The sequence below is a fragment of the Pseudomonas sp. HMSC066A08 genome, from assembly GCF_001813025.1.
Lineage (GTDB): Bacteria > Pseudomonadota > Gammaproteobacteria > Pseudomonadales > Pseudomonadaceae > Pseudomonas > Pseudomonas aeruginosa.
Genome location: NZ_KV811360.1, coordinates 87,542 through 106,752, shown reverse-complemented (window position 1 = coordinate 106,752; position 19,211 = coordinate 87,542). Strand labels below are relative to the sequence as shown.

At 67.1% G+C, this 19,211-nt stretch carries 23 protein-coding genes; 14 read left to right on the top strand and 9 right to left on the bottom strand.

Annotation, left to right across the window (positions count from 1 at the left end; translation table 11 throughout):
- Nucleotides 1-29 precede the first annotated feature (29 nt).
- Nucleotides 30-929 (top strand): CDF family zinc transporter CzcD, encoded by a 900-nt coding sequence (gene czcD / locus HMPREF2886_RS27875; protein WP_024918014.1) that lies wholly within the window; start codon nucleotides 30-32, stop codon nucleotides 927-929.
- Nucleotides 930-936: 7 nt separating this feature from the next.
- Here the strand turns inward: czcD and pilU are convergent, their stop codons facing one another.
- Nucleotides 937-2,085 (bottom strand): type IV pilus ATPase PilU, encoded by a 1,149-nt coding sequence (pilU, locus tag HMPREF2886_RS27870; protein WP_058018263.1) that lies wholly within the window; start codon nucleotides 2,083-2,085, stop codon nucleotides 937-939.
- A gap of 177 nt (nucleotides 2,086-2,262) precedes the next feature.
- Nucleotides 2,263-3,297: a type IV pilus twitching motility protein PilT gene (pilT, locus tag HMPREF2886_RS27865; protein WP_003084552.1), complete on the bottom strand. Its 1,035-nt coding sequence runs from the start codon at nucleotides 3,295-3,297 to the stop codon at nucleotides 2,263-2,265.
- A 214-nt stretch (nucleotides 3,298-3,511) separates the two neighbouring features.
- Between pilT and HMPREF2886_RS27860 the strand changes: the two genes are divergently transcribed.
- The 12 genes from HMPREF2886_RS27860 to HMPREF2886_RS27805 all read left to right on the top strand — a co-directional run bounded on the left by HMPREF2886_RS27860 (nucleotide 3,512) and on the right by HMPREF2886_RS27805 (nucleotide 13,011).
- A complete protein-coding gene (locus HMPREF2886_RS27860; RefSeq protein ID WP_033972290.1) occupies nucleotides 3,512-4,204 on the top strand; it encodes a YggS family pyridoxal phosphate-dependent enzyme in 693 nt (230 codons plus the stop codon).
- Between the two features lie 11 nt (nucleotides 4,205-4,215).
- Nucleotides 4,216-5,037 (top strand): pyrroline-5-carboxylate reductase, encoded by an 822-nt coding sequence (proC, locus tag HMPREF2886_RS27855; RefSeq protein ID WP_003084546.1) that lies wholly within the window; start codon nucleotides 4,216-4,218, stop codon nucleotides 5,035-5,037.
- A gap of 10 nt (nucleotides 5,038-5,047) precedes the next feature.
- On the top strand, nucleotides 5,048-5,641 hold the full coding sequence (locus HMPREF2886_RS27850; RefSeq protein WP_003084544.1) for a YggT family protein: 594 nt from the start codon (nucleotides 5,048-5,050) through the stop codon (nucleotides 5,639-5,641).
- The gene (locus HMPREF2886_RS27845) at nucleotides 5,638-5,934 is read left to right on the top strand and encodes a DUF167 domain-containing protein (protein WP_031628111.1); all 297 of its coding nucleotides are present in this window, start codon (nucleotides 5,638-5,640) and stop codon (nucleotides 5,932-5,934) included. Before HMPREF2886_RS27850 ends, HMPREF2886_RS27845 begins: the two co-directional genes overlap by 4 nt.
- Nucleotides 5,935-6,041: 107 nt before the next feature.
- Nucleotides 6,042-8,015 (top strand): dynamin-like GTPase family protein, encoded by a 1,974-nt coding sequence (locus tag HMPREF2886_RS27840; protein WP_070748778.1) that lies wholly within the window; start codon nucleotides 6,042-6,044, stop codon nucleotides 8,013-8,015.
- 89 nt (nucleotides 8,016-8,104) lie between these two features.
- On the top strand, nucleotides 8,105-9,244 hold the full coding sequence (locus HMPREF2886_RS27835; RefSeq protein ID WP_033977341.1) for a homoserine O-succinyltransferase MetX: 1,140 nt from the start codon (nucleotides 8,105-8,107) through the stop codon (nucleotides 9,242-9,244).
- Nucleotides 9,245-9,251: 7 nt separating this feature from the next.
- Entirely contained in the window at nucleotides 9,252-9,872 is a 621-nt protein-coding gene (gene metW, locus HMPREF2886_RS27830; protein ID WP_003084530.1) for a methionine biosynthesis protein MetW, read from the top strand.
- A gap of 131 nt (nucleotides 9,873-10,003) precedes the next feature.
- On the top strand, nucleotides 10,004-10,423 hold the full coding sequence (locus HMPREF2886_RS27825; RefSeq protein WP_003084528.1) for a DUF4426 domain-containing protein: 420 nt from the start codon (nucleotides 10,004-10,006) through the stop codon (nucleotides 10,421-10,423).
- On the top strand, nucleotides 10,420-11,013 hold the full coding sequence (gene rdgB, locus HMPREF2886_RS27820; RefSeq protein ID WP_070748776.1) for an RdgB/HAM1 family non-canonical purine NTP pyrophosphatase: 594 nt from the start codon (nucleotides 10,420-10,422) through the stop codon (nucleotides 11,011-11,013). The genes HMPREF2886_RS27825 and rdgB overlap by 4 nt, the downstream gene beginning before the upstream one ends.
- Before the next feature lie 120 nt (nucleotides 11,014-11,133).
- Entirely contained in the window at nucleotides 11,134-12,288 is a 1,155-nt protein-coding gene (gene hemW / locus HMPREF2886_RS27815; RefSeq protein ID WP_033978584.1) for a radical SAM family heme chaperone HemW, read from the top strand.
- 80 nt (nucleotides 12,289-12,368) lie between these two features.
- Nucleotides 12,369-12,692, top strand: coding sequence for a DUF3392 domain-containing protein (locus tag HMPREF2886_RS27810; protein ID WP_003084525.1), 324 nt, complete (start codon nucleotides 12,369-12,371; stop codon nucleotides 12,690-12,692).
- 61 nt (nucleotides 12,693-12,753) lie between these two features.
- A complete protein-coding gene (locus HMPREF2886_RS27805) occupies nucleotides 12,754-13,011 on the top strand; it encodes a hypothetical protein (protein ID WP_003084524.1) in 258 nt (85 codons plus the stop codon).
- A 63-nt stretch (nucleotides 13,012-13,074) separates the two neighbouring features.
- Here HMPREF2886_RS27805 and HMPREF2886_RS27800 read toward each other — a convergent pair whose 3' ends face one another.
- The 5 genes from HMPREF2886_RS27800 to HMPREF2886_RS27780 all read right to left on the bottom strand — a co-directional run bounded on the left by HMPREF2886_RS27800 (nucleotide 13,075) and on the right by HMPREF2886_RS27780 (nucleotide 16,894).
- Nucleotides 13,075-14,370 (bottom strand): DUF1329 domain-containing protein, encoded by a 1,296-nt coding sequence (locus HMPREF2886_RS27800; protein WP_070748774.1) that lies wholly within the window; start codon nucleotides 14,368-14,370, stop codon nucleotides 13,075-13,077.
- A 162-nt stretch (nucleotides 14,371-14,532) separates the two neighbouring features.
- Nucleotides 14,533-15,204 (bottom strand): tRNA (guanosine(46)-N7)-methyltransferase TrmB, encoded by a 672-nt coding sequence (gene trmB, locus HMPREF2886_RS27795; RefSeq protein WP_218189076.1) that lies wholly within the window; start codon nucleotides 15,202-15,204, stop codon nucleotides 14,533-14,535.
- 153 nt (nucleotides 15,205-15,357) lie between these two features.
- Nucleotides 15,358-16,155, bottom strand: a complete 798-nt coding sequence (locus HMPREF2886_RS27790; protein ID WP_003084517.1) for a thiazole synthase — start codon at nucleotides 16,153-16,155, stop codon at nucleotides 15,358-15,360.
- Between the two features lie 58 nt (nucleotides 16,156-16,213).
- Nucleotides 16,214-16,414, bottom strand: coding sequence for a sulfur carrier protein ThiS (thiS, locus tag HMPREF2886_RS27785; RefSeq protein WP_003084514.1), 201 nt, complete (start codon nucleotides 16,412-16,414; stop codon nucleotides 16,214-16,216).
- Between the two features lie 102 nt (nucleotides 16,415-16,516).
- Complete coding sequence (locus tag HMPREF2886_RS27780; protein WP_033974098.1) at nucleotides 16,517-16,894, bottom strand: DUF423 domain-containing protein; 378 nt, start codon at nucleotides 16,892-16,894, stop codon at nucleotides 16,517-16,519.
- 36 nt (nucleotides 16,895-16,930) lie between these two features.
- Here HMPREF2886_RS27780 and mtgA point away from each other — a divergent pair, with 36 nt between their 5' ends.
- Nucleotides 16,931-17,662: a monofunctional biosynthetic peptidoglycan transglycosylase gene (gene mtgA / locus HMPREF2886_RS27775; protein ID WP_079752026.1), complete on the top strand. Its 732-nt coding sequence runs from the start codon at nucleotides 16,931-16,933 to the stop codon at nucleotides 17,660-17,662.
- 4 nt (nucleotides 17,663-17,666) lie between these two features.
- Here mtgA and HMPREF2886_RS27770 read toward each other — a convergent pair whose 3' ends face one another.
- The gene (locus HMPREF2886_RS27770) at nucleotides 17,667-18,272 is read right to left on the bottom strand and encodes a hypothetical protein (protein WP_033974096.1); all 606 of its coding nucleotides are present in this window, start codon (nucleotides 18,270-18,272) and stop codon (nucleotides 17,667-17,669) included.
- Nucleotides 18,273-18,336: 64 nt separating this feature from the next.
- Complete coding sequence (gene rpoH, locus HMPREF2886_RS27765) at nucleotides 18,337-19,191, bottom strand: RNA polymerase sigma factor RpoH (RefSeq protein ID WP_003084510.1); 855 nt, start codon at nucleotides 19,189-19,191, stop codon at nucleotides 18,337-18,339.
- Nucleotides 19,192-19,211 lie beyond the last annotated feature (20 nt).

Below are 19,211 nucleotides of genomic sequence, written 5' to 3'. Positions count from 1 at the left end.
GCTGCCGCCACCGCCCCACAGGAGCCGCCATGAGCGCCGGACACGAGCACAGCTTCGCCCAGACCAACTCGACCCGCCTGAAATGGGCGTTGCTGCTGACCGGAAGCTTCCTCGTCGCCGAGGTCGTCGGCGGCATCCTCACCGGCAGCCTGGCGCTGATCTCCGATGCCGCGCACATGCTCACCGACGCCGTGGCCCTGGCCATCGCCCTGGCCGCGATCAACATCGCCAGGCGCCCGACCAACGATCGCCTGACCTACGGCTACCACCGCTTCGAGATCCTCGCCGCGGCGTTCAACGCCTTCCTGCTGTTCGGCGTGGCCTTCTATATTCTCTACGCGGCCTACGAGCGGCTCAACCAGCCGGCGGAGATCCAGTCCGTGGGCATGCTGGTGATCGCCGTGCTCGGCTTGCTGGTGAACCTGGCCAGCATGCGCCTGCTGGCGCCGGCCCAGGGCAACAGCCTGAACGTCAAGGGCGCCTACCTGGAGGTCTGGAGCGACATGCTCGGCTCGCTGGGGGTGATCGTCGCCGCGATCGTGATCCGTTTCACCGGCTGGGCCTGGGTCGACTCGCTGGTGGCGGTGCTGATTGGTTTCTGGGTCCTGCCGCGCACCTGGATCCTGCTGCGCGAGAGCCTGCATGTGTTGCTCGAAGGGGTGCCCAAGGAAATCCAACTGGCCGAGCTGCGCGAAGCGCTGCTGGGGATTCCCGGCGTGACCGGGTTGCACGACCTGCATGTGTGGTCGATCACCAGCGGCAAGGTCAGCCTGACCAGCCATCTGGTCTACGATCCGGCGCTGGTCGACGCCGAGGCGCTGCTGGGCACGGTGAAGGCGCTGCTGCACGACCGCTACGAGATCGAACACAGCACCCTGCAACTGGAAACCTCGGCCTGCGCCCAGGCCGAGGAACCGCTGGCCTACTGAGGACGGCTCAGCGGAAGCGCCGGCCGGCGGGGTCGTCGTCGGTGATTTCCAGGCTCAGGCCCTGGGTCAGGCTCGACAGGTGGTCGGCGTCGCTTTCCGAACCGAGCTTGATCATCAGGCGCAGGTCGTTGGCCGAGTCGGCGTGGGCCAGGGCGTCCTCGTAGGTGATCTCGCCCTGGATGTAGAGCTGGTACAGCGCCTGGTCGAAGGTCTGCATGCCCTGCTCGGTGGAGCGCTTCATCAGCGGCTTCAGCTCGTGCACCTCGCCCTTGCGGATCAGGTCGGCGGCCAGCGGGGTGTTCAGCAGCACCTCGATCACCGCCCGCCGCCCCTTGCCGTCGGGGGTCGGCACCAGTTGCTGGGCGACGATGGCCTTGAGGTTCAGCGACAGGTCCATCCACACCTGGCCATGACGGTCGGCCGGGAAGAAGTGGATGATCCGCTCCAGCGCCTGGTTGGCGTTGTTCGCGTGCAGGGTCGCCAGGCACAGGTGGCCGGTCTCGGCGAAGGCCACGGCATGGTCCATGGTCTCCCGCGAGCGCACCTCGCCGATCATGATCACGTCCGGCGCCTGGCGCAGGGTGTTCTTCAGCGCCACCTCGAAGGAATCGGTGTCCAGCCCCACCTCGCGCTGGGTGACGATGCAGCCCTGGTGCTGGTGGATGTACTCGATCGGGTCCTCGATGGAGATGATGTGCCCGGTGGAGTTCTTGTTGCGGTAGCCGATCATCGCCGCCAGCGAGGTGGACTTGCCGGTGCCGGTGGCGCCGACGAAGATCACCAGGCCGCGCTTGGTCAGCGCCAGCTTCTTGAGGATTTCCGGGAGCTTCAGCTCTTCCAGGGTCGGGATGTTGGTCTCGATCCGGCGCAAAACCATGCCCACCAGGTTGCGCTGGTAGAAGGCACTGACCCGGAAGCGGCCGATGCCGCGGGCGCTGATGGCGAAGTTGCACTCATGGTTCTCGGCGAAGTCGCGGCGCTGCTGCTCGTTCATCACGCCTAGCACGGTCTCGCGGGTCTGTTCCGGCGACAACGGCGTCTTGGTCACCGGCATCACCCGGCCGTTGACCTTCATCGACGGCGGTACGCCGGCGGTGATGAACAGGTCGGAGCCGCCCTTTTCCACCATCAGGCGCAGCAGCTTTTCGAATTCCATGATGTTCTCGCTCACTCAGGGGCGCGCCGCGACGGCGAGCCGGATGCGGGCGAGCGGGCGCTGGACGCGCTCGCCGGCAAGGATAGGTAGGAATGCGCCTACGGTACCGCTCTCCCGCTCTTGAATCCTAGACGCAGTTCCGGGATTCGGGCGAAGCGCGGCGGATCGGCGCCAGGATCAGAAGTTTTCCGGGATCTTCGCCTTCTCGCGGGCGTTCTCGCGGCTGATCAGGCCCTTGGCGACCAGGCCCTTGAGGCACATGTCGAGGGTCTGCATGCCCAGCGAGCCGCCGGTCTGGATCGCCGAATACATCTGCGCGACCTTGTCCTCGCGGATCAGGTTGCGGATCGCCGGGGTGCCGATCATGATCTCGTGGGCCGCCACCCGGCCGCCGCCGATCTTCTTGATCAGGGTCTGCGAGATCACCGATTGCAGCGACTCGGAGAGCATCGAGCGGACCATGGCCTTTTCCTCGGCCGGGAACACGTCGACCACCCGGTCGATGGTCTTCGCCGCCGAGGTGGTGTGCAGGGTGCCGAATACCAGGTGGCCGGTCTCCGCCGCGGTCAGGGCCAGGCGGATGGTCTCCAGGTCGCGCATCTCGCCGACCAGGATGATGTCCGGGTCCTCCCGCAGCGCCGAGCGCAGCGCTTCGCTGAAGCCGAGGGTGTCGCGATGCACCTCGCGCTGGTTGACCAGGCACTTCTTCGATTCGTGGACGAATTCGATCGGGTCCTCGATGGTGAGGATGTGGTGGTACTTGGTGTTGTTCAGGTAGTCGAGCATCGCCGCCAGGGTGGTGGACTTGCCCGAACCGGTCGGCCCGGTGACCAGTACCAGCCCGCGCGGGACGTCTGAAACACGTTTGAACACTTCTCCCATGCCAAGCTCCTCCATGGTCAGTACCTTGGAGGGAATGGTCCGGAATACCGCGCCGGCGCCACGGTTCTGGTTGAAGGCGTTGACCCGGAAACGCGCGACGCCCGGCACCTCGAAGGAGAAGTCGGTCTCGAGGAATTCCTCGAAGTCCTTGCGCTGCTTGTCGTTCATGATGTCGTAGATCAGCGCATGCACCTGCTTGTGTTCCAGCGGTGGCAGGTTGATCCGGCGTACATCGCCATCCACCCGGATCATGGGCGGCAGGCCGGCGGAGAGGTGCAGGTCCGAAGCGCCCTGTTTGGCACTGAAGGCGAGCAGCTCGGTAATATCCATGGGACTCCCCAATTACAAGCAAGCAGGTAGAATGCCGCCAAAGCCGCCGTCTCGGACAAGGAAAACACCGGATGAGCCAGGGTGCTTCCAGGACACGCGTGGTGTCCTGCGCCAGACGCGGAACCTCGACACTGGAACAGGAAGATGGCCATCGAGGCCGGCGGTTTCGAGGGCGTCGAGCCGACGCCGACCGCACTTCCATAGGGCGCAGGTAATGTCCACGATAGCAGAGAATATTGCAAAGGTTGCCGCGCGCATCCGTGAGGCAGCGCAAGCTGCGGGGCGCGATCCGGCCACGGTCGGCCTGCTCGCCGTGAGCAAGACCAAGCCCGCCGCCGCGGTGCGCGAGGCGCACGCCGCCGGCCTTCGCGACTTCGGCGAAAACTACCTGCAGGAGGCCCTCGGCAAGCAGGCCGAACTGGCCGACCTGCCCTTGAACTGGCACTTCATCGGCCCCATCCAGTCGAACAAGACGCGGCCCATCGCCGAGCACTTCCAGTGGGTGCACTCGGTGGACCGGTTGAAGATCGCGCAGCGCCTGTCGGAGCAACGCCCGGCCGGGCTGCCGCCCCTGAATGTCTGCCTGCAGGTCAACGTCAGCGGCGAAGCCAGCAAGTCCGGCTGCGCCCCCGGGGACCTGCCGGCCCTGGCCGAGGCCGTGAAGCAACTGCCCAACCTCCGATTGCGTGGCCTGATGGCCATCCCCGAACCCACCGCCGAACGCGCCGCGCAACACGCCGCGTTCGCCCGCCTGCGCGAACTGCTGCTGGACCTGAACCTTGGCCTGGACACCCTGTCCATGGGCATGAGCGACGACCTCGAGGCGGCCATCGGCGAAGGTGCAACCTGGGTCCGCATCGGTACCGCCCTGTTCGGCGCCCGCGACTACGGCGCGCCGGCTTCTTGAAGGAATCCCCTATGAGCACACCCCGCATAGCGTTCATCGGCGCCGGCAACATGGCCGCCAGCCTGATCGGCGGCCTGCGCGCCCAAGGCGTGCCGGCGGCGCAGATCCGCGCCAGCGACCCGGGCGCCGAGCAACGCGCGAAGATCGCCGGCGAGTTCGCCATCGACGTGGTCGAGTCCAACGCCGAGGCCGTGGCCGACGCCGACGTCGTGGTCCTGTCGGTCAAGCCGCAGGCCATGAAAGCCGTGTGCCAGGCCTTGGCGCCGGCGCTGAAGCCGGAGCAGCTGATCGTCTCCATCGCCGCCGGCATCCCCTGCGCCAGCCTCGAAGCCTGGCTCGGCCAGCCGCGCCCGGTGGTCCGCTGCATGCCCAACACCCCGGCGCTGCTGCGCCAGGGTGCCAGCGGGCTGTACGCCAACGCGCAGGTCAGCGCCGCGCAACGCGAGCAGGCCGGGCAGTTGCTGTCCGCGGTGGGCATCGCCCTGTGGCTGGACGACGAAGCGCAGATCGACGCGGTGACCGCGGTGTCGGGCAGCGGCCCGGCGTATTTCTTCCTGCTGATGCAGGCCATGACCGACGCCGGCGAGAAGCTCGGCCTGTCCCGCGAGACAGCCTCGCGCCTGACCCTGCAGACCGCCCTCGGCGCGGCGCAGATGGCGCTGTCCAGCGAGGTCGAGCCGGCCGAACTGCGGCGCCGGGTGACTTCGCCCAACGGCACCACCGAGGCGGCGATCAAATCCTTCCAGGCCAACGGCTTCGAAGCACTGGTGGAGCAGGCCCTGAACGCCGCCAGCCAGCGCTCCGCCGAGCTGGCCGAACAGCTTGGCCAATAAGGAGTAGTCGATGATCGGCCTCAACACCGCTGCTATCTATATCCTCCAGACCCTCGGCAGCCTCTACCTGCTGATCGTGCTGCTGCGCTTCATCCTGCAACTGGTCCGCGCGGACTTCTACAACCCCCTCAGCCAGTTCATCGTGCGCGCCACCAAGCCGCTGCTGAATCCGCTGCGGCGGATCATCCCCGGCTTCGGCGGGATCGACCTGGCCTCGCTGGTGCTGGCGATCCTGATCCAGCTGGTGCTGATGATCCTGATCCTGATGCTGATGGGCTACGGCGTCGGCGGCTTCATCATGCAACTGCTGATCTGGTCGATCATCGCCGTCACCTCGCTGTTCCTGAAGGTGTTCTTCTTCGCCCTGATCATCAGCGTGATCCTTTCCTGGGTCGCCCCGGGCAGCTACAACCCCGGCGCGCAACTGGTGAACCAGATCTGCGAACCGCTGCTGATGCCGTTCCGCAAGCTCCTGCCGAACCTCGGCGGACTGGATCTCTCGCCGATCTTCGCGTTCCTCGCGCTGAAGCTGATCGACATGCTGGTGATCAACAACCTGGCGGCCATGACCGGCATGCCCCAGCAGTTGAGCATCTTCCTCTGAGCTTCTACCGCTGGGACGGCGAGGATCTGCTCCTCGATTGCCACCTGCAGCCCAAGGCGAGCCGCGACGAGTTCGCCGGGCTGCACGGCGAGCGCCTGAAGATCCGCCTCACCGCACCGCCGGTGGAAGGCAAGGCCAACGCCCATCTGCTGGCCTTCCTCGGCAAGGCCTTCGGCGTGGCCAAGAGCCTGGTCAGCCTCGAAAGCGGCGAGCTGAACCGGCAGAAACGGGTGCGCATCCGCCGTCCGACCCGACTGCCGGAGGAACTGGGGATCGCCGCTCGACCCGCTTGACCGACCTTACGTGCAGGAATGTGAAGCAGGCCAATTGACGCCCCCCCGCTCCCCCGCATAATCCACGCCATCCTTCCCCCGCCGGTCCCGCGCCCTGGAGCCCCTGGATGAGCATGGAAAGACTCAGCCATCAAATCGACGCCTACGTCGCCTGGAAGCGCGAGCTGATGCGGGAAATCACCCGCTATCGCGGCTGGCTGGAGCGCAGCCGGCTGAACAGCCCGGCGGTCGAGGCCAAGCTCGAACGCGCCCTGCGCCAACTGCGCGCGGACCACATCACCCTGGCCTTCGTCGGCGAGTTCTCGCGTGGCAAGACCGAGCTGATCAACAGCCTGTTCTTCGCCGGCTACGGCCAGCGCATGCTGCCGTCCCACGCCGGGCGCACCACCATGTGCCCGACAGAGCTGTTCCACGATCCGCGCGCCGAGCGCAGCTACAGCTACATCCGCCTGCTGCCGATCGAGACGCGCCTGGCCGACGCCAGCGTCGCCCAGTTCAAGCGCGTGCCGCGCCACTGGGTGAACATTCCACTGGACACCGGCGACCCGGAGGGCATGGCCCAGGCCTTCGCCCAGGTCGCCAAGACCAAGGCGCTGCCGGTGGAACAGGCGATCCAGCTCGGCTTCCACCCGGACGCCCTGGAAACCGCCGACGAGCCCGACCAGGTGCGCGTCCCGGCCTGGCGCCACGCCCTGGTCAACTTCGACCACCCGCTGCTGCGCCAGGGCCTGCGGATCCTCGACACGCCCGGCCTGAACGCCCTCGGCAGCGAGCCGGAGCTGACCCTGTCGATGCTGCCCAACGCCCAGGCGATCCTGTTCCTGCTGTCCGCCGACGCCGGTGTCACCGCCTCGGACATGGAAATCTGGCAGAAGTACATCCAGCCACTGCGCGAGGACGGCCACAGCAGCCTGTTCGCCGTGCTGAACAAGATCGACGTGCTCTGGGACGACCTCTCCGGCGAGCGCTTCGTACAGAACGCCATCCGCCTGATCCAGGACGGCACGGCCCGCCAGCTCGGCCTGCAGCGCGGCGACGTGCTGCCGCTTTCGGCGAAGCAGGCGCTGCTGGCCAAGGTCCGCGGCGAACCGGCGCTGCTCGAACGCAGCCGCCTGGACCGGCTGGAAGCGCTGCTCTGCGAGCGCATCGTCGCGCAGAAGGAAGCGCTGCTGGAGAACGCCGTGCTCGGCCAGGTCCTCGGCCTGCTGCACAACAGCCAGCATCTGCTGCGCCTGCGCCTGGAAAAGGTCGAGGAACAGCGTGCGCTGCTCGACGACAAGCAGCGCGACAGCGGCCAACTGCTGTTCGAACTGACCGCGAAGACCAAGGACGACCACGGCCGCCACCACCGCCGCCTGCTCAACCTGAAGACCAACCAGCGCCTGCTGCAGCACCAGGGCGCGACGCTGCGCGAGACGATCCGCAGCGAACGCATGGAACAGCACCTGCAGAAGGTGCGGCGCAACCTCAACGGCAGCCTGACCACGGTCGGCATCAACCAGGCGATCCTGGCGTTCTTCCGCGCGGTGGAGCACGACCTCGACAACCTCGAGCACGAAGCCGGCATGGCCAACCGCATGGTCGCCGCCATCTACCGCCGGCACAACGAGGAGAACCCGCTCTACGCCCTCGACGCACCGCAGCTGCGGGTCCAGCGCTACCAGCGCGAACTGTTGCAGTTGAAGAAGAAGGGCGACCAGTTCCGCCTGCAACTGAAGACCGTGCTTACCGAGCAACGCCTGCTGACCCGGCGCTTCTTCGCCACCCTGGTGCAGGAAGTGGTCGGCCTGCACCAGCGCCTGCGCGAGGAAACCGAGCGCTGGGGCAACGACGCGCTGATGCCGCTGATGCAGCACACCCTGGAAAACAAACAGTTGCTCGAAAGCCATATGCTCCGCCTCAAGGGGCTGGCCCAGGAGACCCAGCAGGTACGCCAGCGCAGCCAGGCCTTCGCCGGGTTCGCCGAGGAATTGCAGGAACAGTTGCGCGAAGCCGGCGACATCCTCCGCCAGTTGCGCCGCCCCTCGCCCCTGCAGCGCCAGGCCAAGGTGGTCAACCTGCCCGGCTCGCAGCGCGCCTGAACCCCGCTCCCACGGCGCGCGCCAGCGCGCTTGCCGCTGGGGGCGACGCTCTTTAGACTGGCGCCCTCCTTTGTTCGAGAGCAGGGTCGATGCCCACAGTCTTCCCCGACGACTCCGTCGGTCTGGTCTCCCCCCAGACGCTGCACTTCAACGAACCGCTCGAGCTGACCAGCGGCAAGTCCCTGGCCGAGTACGACCTGGTGATCGAAACCTACGGCGAGCTGAATGCCACGCAGAGCAACGCGGTGTTGATCTGTCACGCGCTCTCCGGCCACCACCATGCCGCCGGCTACCACAGCGTCGACGAGCGCAAGCCGGGCTGGTGGGACAGTTGCATCGGTCCGGGCAAGCCGATCGACACCCGCAAGTTCTTCGTCGTTGCCCTCAACAATCTCGGCGGTTGCAACGGCTCCAGCGGCCCCGCCAGCATCAATCCGGCGACCGGCAAGGTCTACGGCGCGGACTTCCCGATGGTCACGGTGGAAGACTGGGTGCATAGCCAGGCGCGCCTGGCAGACCGCCTCGGCATCCGCCAGTGGGCCGCGGTGGTCGGCGGCAGCCTCGGCGGCATGCAGGCGCTGCAATGGACCATCAGCTATCCCGAGCGCGTCCGTCATTGCCTGTGCATCGCCAGCGCACCGAAGCTGTCGGCGCAGAATATCGCCTTCAACGAAGTCGCCCGGCAGGCGATTCTTTCCGACCCGGAGTTCCTCGGCGGCTACTTCCAGGAACAGGGCGTGATTCCCAAGCGCGGCCTCAAGCTGGCGCGGATGGTCGGCCATATCACCTACCTGTCCGACGACGCCATGGGCGCCAAGTTCGGCCGCGTACTGAAGACCGAGAAGCTCAACTACGACCTGCACAGCGTCGAGTTCCAGGTCGAGAGCTACCTGCGCTACCAGGGCGAGGAGTTCTCCACCCGCTTCGACGCCAATACCTACCTGCTGATGACCAAGGCGCTGGACTACTTCGACCCCGCCGCCGCCCACGGCGACGACCTGGTACGCACCCTGGAGGGCGTCAAGGCGGACTTCTGCCTGATGTCCTTCACCACCGACTGGCGTTTCTCGCCGGCCCGCTCGCGGGAAATCGTCGACGCCCTGATCGCGGCGAAAAAGAACGTCAGCTACCTGGAGATCGACGCCCCGCAAGGCCACGACGCCTTCCTCATGCCGATCCCCCGGTACCTGCAAGCCTTCAGCGGTTACATGAACCGCATCAGCGTGTGAGGACCCGATGCGCGCCGATCTCGAAATCATCCAGGAATGGATTCCCGCCGGCAGCCGCGTCCTCGACCTCGGCTGCGGCGACGGTGAACTCCTGGCCTGGCTGCGCGACCACAAGCAGGTCAGCGGCTACGGCCTGGAGATCGACCCCGACAACATCGCCCGTTGCATCGAAAACGGGGTGAACGTGATCGAGCAGGACCTCGACAAGGGCCTGGGCAACTTCGCCAGCGACAGCTTCGACGTGGTGGTGATGACCCAGGCGCTACAGGCCGTGCACTATCCCGACAAGATCCTCGAAGAGATGCTGCGGGTCGGCAAGACCTGCATCATCACCTTCCCCAACTTCGGCCACTGGCGCTGCCGCTGGTACCTGGCGCGCAACGGCCGGATGCCGGTCTCCGAGTTCCTGCCGTATACCTGGTACAACACGCCGAACATCCATTTCTGCACCTTCCAGGACTTCGAGCGCCTGTGCCGCCAGTTGCGCATGCGCGTGCTCGATCGCCTGGCCGTGGACCGTGACCACCGGCATGGCTGGGCCAGCCGGCTGTGGCCTAATCTATTGGGTGAGATTGGAATCTACCGGGTCACCGGACCCGGAGTGCAGACCCGCAACCTCGCCGTCTAGGAACGCGCCGGGCTGCGGGCCAGGGCCGGGCGCCCCTCCGCTCGTCCTCGGGAGAGCGCTGCCGAAGCCGGCCAAGGCCGCCGGCAGCAGACCATGGACAACGTCCATGCCACCTTTCAGGAGAAACCACCATGCGCCGCTTCACCGCTTTCGTCCTCGGCCTCTGCCTGAGCCTGCCGGTCCTCGCCGAGCAGGTGCAGCGCTTCGGCGACCTGGACGTCCACTACAACGTGTTCAACTCCAGCTTCCTCCAGCCCAACGTGGCCAGCGCGGTCGGCCTGGTACGCAGCAAGGCGCAGGGCGTGATCAACGTGGTGCCGATGGAGAAAGGCAAGCCGGTGGAGGCCAGCGTGACCGGCTCGGCCAAGGACCTGACCGGCAAGGTCATCCCCCTGGAGTTCCGCCGGGTCAGCGAGGAAGGCGCCATCTACAACCTGGCGCAATTCCCGATCAGCCAGCGCGAGACCCTGGTCTTCACCATCAAGGTCGAGGCCAAGGGCGAACCTGCGCAAACCTTCAGTTTCAACAAGGAAATCTTCCCGGACGAATGATCAAGCTCGAACAGCTGGTGCTGGCCAGCCACAATGCCGGCAAACTCAAGGAACTCCAGGCCATGCTCGGCGCCAGCGTGAAGGTGCGCTCGATCGGCGAGTTCAGCCAGGTGGAACCGGAGGAAACCGGTCTTTCCTTCGTCGAGAACGCCATCCTCAAGGCACGCAACGCCGCACGCCTCTCCGGCCTGCCGGCGCTGGCCGACGACTCCGGGCTGGCGGTGGACTTCCTCGGCGGCGCGCCGGGCATCTACTCGGCGCGCTATGCCGACGGCCGGGGCGACGCGGCGAACAACGCCAAGTTGCTGGAGGCCATGAAGGATGTCCCGGACGCCGAGCGTGGCGCGCAGTTCGTCAGCGTGCTGGCGCTGGTGCGCCACGCCGACGACCCGCTGCCGATCTTCTGCGAGGGCATCTGGGAAGGCCGCATCCTCCGCGAAGCCCGCGGCGCCCACGGCTTCGGCTACGACCCGCTGTTCTGGGTGCCGGAACGCGACTGCTCCAGCGCCGAGCTGGCGCCCGAGGAGAAGAACCGCCTCAGCCACCGGGCCCGCGCCATGGCCCTGCTCAAGCGGCGCCTGGGCCTCTGAGCCGCAGCCGTCGGCGCCGCCCCCGGGCGGCGTCGGCACGGCGTTTCGTCCGGCCGTCTTGGAGGTTGGCCGAACTCATGCCACGATAGCGCCCCGAAAACGCCCCCACCCCGCCCCGCCGTGACCCAAGCCGCCCCGTTCCAGCTCCCGCCCCTGGCCCTGTACGTGCACATCCCATGGTGCGTGCGCAAGTGCCCGTATTGCGACTTCAACTCCCACGCCGCTGGCCCGGAGCTGCCCGAAGAGGCCTATGTCGACGCCCTGCTCGCCGACCTGGAGCAGGACCTGCGCCATGTCCACGGCCGGCGCCTGGGTTCGATCTTCTTCGGCGGCGGCACGCCCAGCCTGTTCTCGGCCAAGGCGCTGGGCCGGCTACTGGAAGGCGTCGAGCGCAGGGTCGGCTTCGCCGACGGTATCGAGATCACCCTGGAAGCCAATCCCGGCACCTTCGAACAGGTCAAGTTCGCCGACTACCGGCGCCTCGGCATCAATCGCCTGTCCATCGGCGTGCAGAGCTTCCAGGCCGACAAGCTGCAGGCCCTGGGGCGCATCCACGACGGCGCCGAGGCAGTGCGCGCCGCCGACATGGCGCGCCAGGCCGGCTTCGACAACTTCAACCTCGACCTGATGCACGGCCTGCCCGGGCAGAGCCTCGACGACGCCCTGGCCGACCTGCGCCAGGCCCTCGCCCTGGCCCCCACGCACCTCTCCTGGTACCAACTGACCATGGAGCCGAACACGGTGTTCTGGAGCCAGCCGCCGGAGCTGCCCGAGGACGATATCCTCTGGGACATCCAGGAAGCCGGCCAGGCCCTGCTCGACGAGCACGGCTACCGCCAGTACGAGACCTCCGCCTACGCTCGCGACGGCCTGCGCGCCCGGCACAACCTGAACTACTGGAGCTTCGGCGACTTCCTCGGCATCGGCGCCGGCGCCCACGCCAAGCTGAGCGCGCCGGACGGACGCATCGCGCGGACCTGGAAGACCCGTCTGCCGAAGGACTACCTCAACCCGCAAAAGGCCTTCCAGGCCGGCGAGCGGCCGCTGGAAGCGGCCGACCTGCCATTCGAGTTCATGATGAACGTGCTGCGCCTGGTCGACGGTGTCCCCGCCGCGCTCTACCCGCAGCGCACCGGCCAGCCACTGGCGGCGATCGCCGATGCCTGCGCCACCGCGCGCGACGCCGGGCTGCTCGCCGACGACCCGCAGCGCCTGCGTCCCAGCGAGCGCGGCCAGCTGTTCCTCAACGACCTGCTGCAACATTTCCTGCCGTGACGACGGATGCACGCCCATCCGTGCCGGCAGGCAGGTAAACTCCGCCGACCGACACGCCGATTCGTTACAAGGAACCCTCGATGGATTACGCGCTGGACCTGATCGCCACCCTGTCGCGCTGGAGCCGCAGCCACCTGTCGGACATTTCCCTGGCCATCATGGCCACCCTGCTGGTGCTGTTCGGCCCGGCCATCAACGCCTGGGTACAGCAGCGCATCGGCAGCCTCAACTTCGTCTTCCGCACCCTGCTGTTCGTGTTGATCTGCGCGGTCGGCTACGGCCTGGCGATGGTCTTCGTCACCCCCTGGCTGGCCAAGGGCCTCGGCTACTTCAACAACTACACCCTGGCGCCCGTGCTCCTGCTAGTGTTCTTCGTGATCGGCATGATCGCCGATCGCAGCTGAGCCCCCGGTCTCCCGGCGGCCAGCGCCGTCCCCAAGAGCGTCATGGCCTCCGGGAGCCCGCATGAAACCGATCAAGCACCTCTACCTGCATTTCACCGACGGCCAGCGCCTGTCGCTGCGCTTCCCACGCCAGCAGGACGACCCGGCCGAGGTCGCCCGCAGCATCCGCCAGCAACTGGACACGCCCTATCTCAGCGTCGAGGTCGACGGCGACCTGCTGCTGATCCCGCGGGACAGCATCAAGTACCTGCAGATCAGCCCGGCGCCGGCGCGCCTGGACGACGACGGCACGCTGCGCGGCGCCGAGCTGATCGTCTGAGGGCCGTCCGCCTCAGTTACCCTCCCGGCGCAGCGCCTGCGGGGTGAAGTCGCGCGGCCCGAGCTACGCGCCGAAGTCGTACATCGGCTCGTTGTTGTCCAGCCCATCGACGAAGTAGCGGCCGCCCTTGAAGTCGTAGATCGCTTCCAGGGTGCTGGAGACCAGCGGCACATCGTAGTAGTTGATCGGATGGACCTCCTGGGCCCGGGTCAGCACGCCATCCTTGTCGTAGATGTCGGTGGCGAGGATCTGCCAGCTGTCTTCGTCGAGGTAGAAGCGGCGCTTGGCGTAGGGATGGCTGAAGCCCTTGCGCAGGGTCGCCTCGACCACCCAGACGCGATGCAGCTCGTAGCGCAGCAGGTCGGGATTGATGAAGCGGCTCTTGAGGATGTCGCCATAGGCGAGGCCCTTCTGGTGCACCGCGTAGCTGTTGTAAGGCACCAGCATCTCGCGCTTGCCGAGCAACGCCCACTCGTAGTGGTCCGGTGCGCCGTTGTAGACATCCACGGTGTCCGCCGTGGCCATGCCGTTGGTATCCGGCTGCAGGCTGTCGTAGGCCAGGGTCGGCAAGCGCCGCACGCGCCGCTCGCCACGGTTGAAGCGCCAGGCCTTGCGGATCGACAGCACCTGGTCGAGGGTTTCCTGCACCACCAGCGCCGAACCGGCCAGGCGCGCCGGCGCGACCACCTTGTACTTGTAGTAGAACAACGTGTTGTCGAGGTTCTCCGGGATCATCCCCTCGCGGCCATAGACGAAGTACAGGTAGCGGTCGAGCTTGAGCAGGTTGTAGCTGCCGTTGGCCAGCACCGCCGCCTGGTTGGTCTGCAGGTGCAGTTGCTCGCCGCGGTAGCGCATGATGTGGTTCCAGATCGCTTCCTGGCCGCTCTGCGGCAGGGGGAAGGGCACGCCGGCGGCAGCGCCCTGCACGCCGTTGCCATCGGCGATCAGCTCGGCGCGGCTGGCGTTGGCGCGGGTAGCGTCGTACAGGCGCTGCGGCAGGGATGCGCTGCGGCGGGTGGGGAAGACCCGCAGGTGGTAGTCCGGGTTGGCCTGCAGCAGGGCCTGGGTGCCCGGCGTCAGCAGCGTCTGGTAGGCGGCCATGTTGCGGCTGTCGACGACCAGGCGCGGACGATCGGCGGCGAACGGGTCGAGGTGATGCATGCCGGGCCGGTAGCCGGCCGGCGCCTGGGTGATGCCGCCGGTCCAGGGCGGGATGCTGCCATCGGCGTTGCCGGCCCGCTCCGCTCCCAGCGGGGTCAGGTCCTGGCCCAGGCGTGCGGCCTGGACTTCGTCTACCTTGGCCTGCGCCGCCCAGGCGCAACCGGCCCCGAGCAACAGGATGCCCAGTTTCTTCAACACAGCAGTCTCCTTTGCAGCCGGCCGAGCCGTGCCGCTCTTATTATTGGATCCGGCCGAAGCCGGGAAACGTGCAGCTTGAAGGTGAGGTCCGCCGGGTGTTCCCGGTCTGCTTGGAGTCCCGGTGCCGGTTCGGCGCCAGGGGTACGTCGCTGGTGCGGTGGATCAGTCGACGCGCTCGAACTTGAGGTCCCAGACGCCATGCCCCAGGCGCTCCCCGCGCCGTTCGAACTTGGTCACCGGGCGCTCTTGCGGGCGCGGTACGAAGCGACCGTCTTCGGCCTGGTTGCGGTAGCCCGGCGCCGCGCTCATGACGTCCAGCATGTGCTCGGCATAGGGCTCCCAGTCGGTGGCCATGTGCAGGACGCCGCCGACCTTCAGCTTGCGCCGCACCAGTTCGGCGAATTCCGGCTGGACGATCCGCCGCTTGTGGTGGCGCTTCTTGTGCCAGGGATCGGGGAAGAACAGCAGCAGCCGATCGAGGCTGGCGTCGGCCACGCAGTGGCGCAGCACTTCCAGCGCGTCGGAGCTATACACCCGCACATTGCCCAGGCCCTGGGTCAGCAGGCCGTTGAGCAGCGCGCCGACGCCCGGCTTGTGCACCTCGACGCCGATGAAGTCGATGTCAGGCGCGGCGGCGGCCATTTCCAGGGTGGAATGGCCCATGCCGAAGCCGATCTCGAAAGTCCGTGGCGCCTGGCGGCCGAAGATCGCGTCGAAGTCCTGGACCTTATCGCTCAGTTCCAGGCCGAACTTCGGCCAGCCCAGATCGAGGCCACGCTGCTGGCCTTCGGTCATGCGCCCGGCGCGCATCACGAAGCTCTTCACGGTACGCATCGGCCGTGCTTCGTCGTGTTCCGCCAGGGAGTCCTGGGCCGGGGATTGCGGGGTATCGCTCATGGAAAAGAAAACCTTGCTAGAGACAGAAGGGCGGGCTGCCTGCCGGACGCTTCCCGCATCCGGCGGACAGCCCGCCCCTGGTGGTCGGTATCAGTCGATCAGGCCGTCCAGCGGCGACGAGGCGCTGGCATACAGCTTGCGCGGCATGCGTCCGGCCAGGTAGGCGAGACGACCGGCGACGATCGCGTGCTTCATGGCCTCGGCCATCATCACCGGGTCCTTGGCATGGGCGATGGCGGTGTTCATCAGCACCGCCTCGCACCCCAGCTCCATGGCGATCGCTGCATCGGAAGCGGTGCCCACGCCGGCGTCGACCAGCACCGGGACCTTGGCTTCCTCGAGGATGATGCGCAGGTTGTAGGGGTTGCAGATACCCAGGCCGGAGCCGATCAGGCCGGCCAGCGGCATCACCGCGATGCAGCCGATCTCGGCCAGCTGGCGGGCGATGATCGGGTCGTCGCTGGTGTACACCATCACGTCGAAGCCGTCCTTCACCAGTTGCTCGGCGGCCTTGAGGGTCTCGACGACATTGGGGAACAGGGTCTTCTGGTCGGCGAGGACTTCCAGCTTGACCAGGTTGTGCCCGTCCAGCAGCTCGCGGGCCAGGCGGCAGGTGCGCACGGCCTCGACCGCGTCATAGCAGCCGGCGGTGTTCGGCAGGATGGTGTAGCGATCCGGCGGGATCACATCCAGCAGGTTCGGCTCGTCGGGATTCTGCCCGATGTTGGTGCGCCGCACCGCCACCGTGACGATCTCCGCTCCGGAGGCCTCGATGGCCCGGCGGGTCTCGTCGAGGTCCTTGTACTTGCCGGTCCCCACCAGCAGGCGCGAGCCATAGGTACGGCCGGCGATGACGAAGGGGGTATCGGTACTGGATGCTTGGCTCATCGGATGACTCCTGGATGGAAAGGCTTGCGGGGCCGATGGAAGGGTTCGGGGGCCAGGCCTAGCCGCCGCCGATGGCGTGGACGATCTCCACGCGGTCGCCATCCTTGAGCGCGGTGCTGGCGTGCTGGCTGCGCGGCACGATATCCAGGTTCAGCTCGACGGCCACGCGGCGGCCGCCAAGCTCCAGGCGGGCCAGCAGGTCCGCGACGCTCTGCGCGTCGGGCAGCTCGAAGGGCTCGCCGTTCAGTTGAATCTGCATGGCTGGACGGTCACGAAAGTGAAAGGGAGCGGCATTCTAGCCCGATCCACCCCGATGACCAAGGCGCCTTGTCGACAAGTGCGCCGCCTGAGGCAACCGGTCTCAGGCGCTGCCCAGGCGCCAGGCGGCCAGCCCCAGGCACAGCCAGCCAGCGAGGAAGGAGACGCCGCCGAACGGGGTGACGATGCCGAGCTTGCCGACGCCACTGAGGGCCAGCAGGTAGAGGCTGCCGGAGAACAGCAGGATGCCCAGCGTGAACAGGCCACCCGCCGCGCTCACCAGGCGGCCGTCCAGGCGGGTGGCGAGCAGCGCCACGCCGAACAGCGCCAGGGCGTGGATCAACTGGTAGTGCACGCCGGTCTGGAATACCGCCAGGTACTCGGCGCTGAGCTGCTTCTTCAGGCCGTGGGCGGCGAACGCCCCGAGGGCCACGCCGGTAAAACCGAAAAATGCCGCCAACAACAGGAAGGGACGAAGCATGGACAAGACTCCGGTGATAGCATCCAGCCCGCTATAATGGCCGCCCCCTTCTTCCAAGCCAAGCCGCGCATGTTGCGATCCCTGTTCCGCCGCCTGTTCAAGTACCTGCTCTGGTTCATGGCCGCCAGCGTCGTGCTGGTCGCGGTCCTGCGCTGGGTGCCGCCACCGGGGACCATGGTCATGGTCGAACGCAAGATCGGCTCCTGGGTCGACGGCCAGCCCATCGACCTGCAGCGCGACTGGCGCTCCTGGGAGCAGTTGCCGGACAGCCTGAAGGTCGCGGTGATCGCCGGCGAGGACCAGCACTTCGCCGAGCACCACGGCTTCGACCTGCCGGCCATCCAGCAGGCCCTCGCGCACAACGAGCGCGGCGGCAGTATCCGTGGCGCCAGTACGCTCAGCCAGCAGGTGGCGAAGAATGTCTTCCTCTGGTCCGGGCGCAGTTGGCTGCGCAAGGGCCTGGAGGCCTGGTTCACCCTGCTGATCGAGACGCTCTGGACCAAGCAGCGGATTCTCGAGGTCTACCTGAACAGCGCCGAATGGGGCCCGGGCGTCTTCGGCGCGCAGGCTGCGGCACGCTATCACTTCGGCCTCGACGCCGAGCGCCTGAGCCGCACCCAGTCCAGCCAGCTCGCCGCGGTGCTGCCCAGCCCGCTGAAATGGAGCGCGGCCAGGCCAGGACCCTACGTGCGCCAGCGCGCGGCCTGGATTCGCCAGCAGATGTGGCAATTGGGCGGCGACGACTACCTGCTGCGCCTGGAGCGCTGAAAGCTCAACGCGGCGGTTGTTCCAGGGCCTGGCGCGGCACCGCGAGCATCAGCCGCAAGTCGTCGTCCGGCAGGTGCGCGGTCAGGCCCAGTTGCGGATAGACCCAGGCCTCGCCCTGGGCCAGTTGCAGGCGCAGGCGCGGCTGGCCGAGACTGGCCAGCAGCCGCTCGGCGCCGACCCTGCCTTCGGGAATCATGCTCAGCGCCACGATCGGCTTGTCGCCCAACTGTCCTTCCAGCCCGGCGCTCAATGGCTGCGGCGCACTGCCAGGCTGCAACGCGGATGCCCGCTGCAGGCTCAGTTGCTCCTCGGCGCTCAGTCCCAGCTCGCCCTCCACCCGCCAGGGGCCGCCGTCGCCCAGCAGGCGGCCGCGGAAGGCCAGGCGCACGCCATCCAGGCGCGGGTCCACCCACAACTCGCCATCCACCGCGTCGTGCAACTGGCGCAGGGTCAAGGCGTTGTCCGCCAACGGCGCCAGCACCTGCTCCTGCCAGTCGGCCAGCCACGGCAACGGCCGCGCCGGTTCCGGCGTACGGACCAGCCAGGCGCCGACGACGAAGGTCAGGACCGCCAGCGACAGGTAGAACAGCCAGCGGGTATTGCGCGGCATGGGATTCCTCCGGGCAGAAAAAAACCGCACCCTTGCGGGGTGCGGTTTTCGCGTGGCACGGCGATCAGGCGAGAATCCGCCCTTTCAGCTTGCTCATGGCGTTCTTTTCCAGCTGCCGGATACGCTCGGCGGAGACGTTGTACTTTTCCGCCAGGTCGTGCAGCGTGGCCTTCTCCTCGGACAGCCAGCGCTGCTGGAGAATGTCGCGACTGCGCTCGTCGAGGCCTTCCAGCGCCTCGTGCAGGTTGGCGCTGGAGCTGTCGCTCCAGTCGGCGTCTTCCAACTGGCGCGCCGGGTCGTAGCGGTGGTCTTCGAGGTAATGCGCCGGCGACTGGTAGGCGCTCTCGTCGTCCGCGTCGGCGGCCGGGTCGAACGCCATGTCCTGGCCGGTCAGGCGGCTTTCCATCTCACGCACTTCGCGGGGCTCGACCCCCAGGCTCTCGGCGACGCGATGGACTTCCTCATTGTTCAACCAGGCCAGGCGCTTCTTCTGGCTGCGCAGGTTGAAGAACAGCTTGCGCTGCGCCTTGGTGGTGGCGACCTTGACGATCCGCCAGTTGCGCAGGATGAACTCGTGGATCTCCGCCTTGATCCAGTGCACGGCGAAGGACACCAGGCGAACGCCCATTTCCGGGTTGAAACGCTTCACGGCCTTCATCAGGCCGACGTTGCCTTCCTGGATCAGGTCGGCCTGGGCCAGGCCATACCCCGAATAACTCTTGGCGATATGAACAACGAAGCGCAGGTGCGCCAACACCATCTGCCGCGCCGCTTCCAGGTCTTGCTGATAGAAGAGGCGTTCGGCCAGTTCACGCTCCTGTTCCGGCGACAACAGCGGAATGCTGTTCACCGAGTGCACGTAGGCTTCCAGGTTTGCGCCTGGAACCAAGGCATGTACAGGTTGCAAAGAAGTGGTCATGCGAATCCTCCGATTCACGA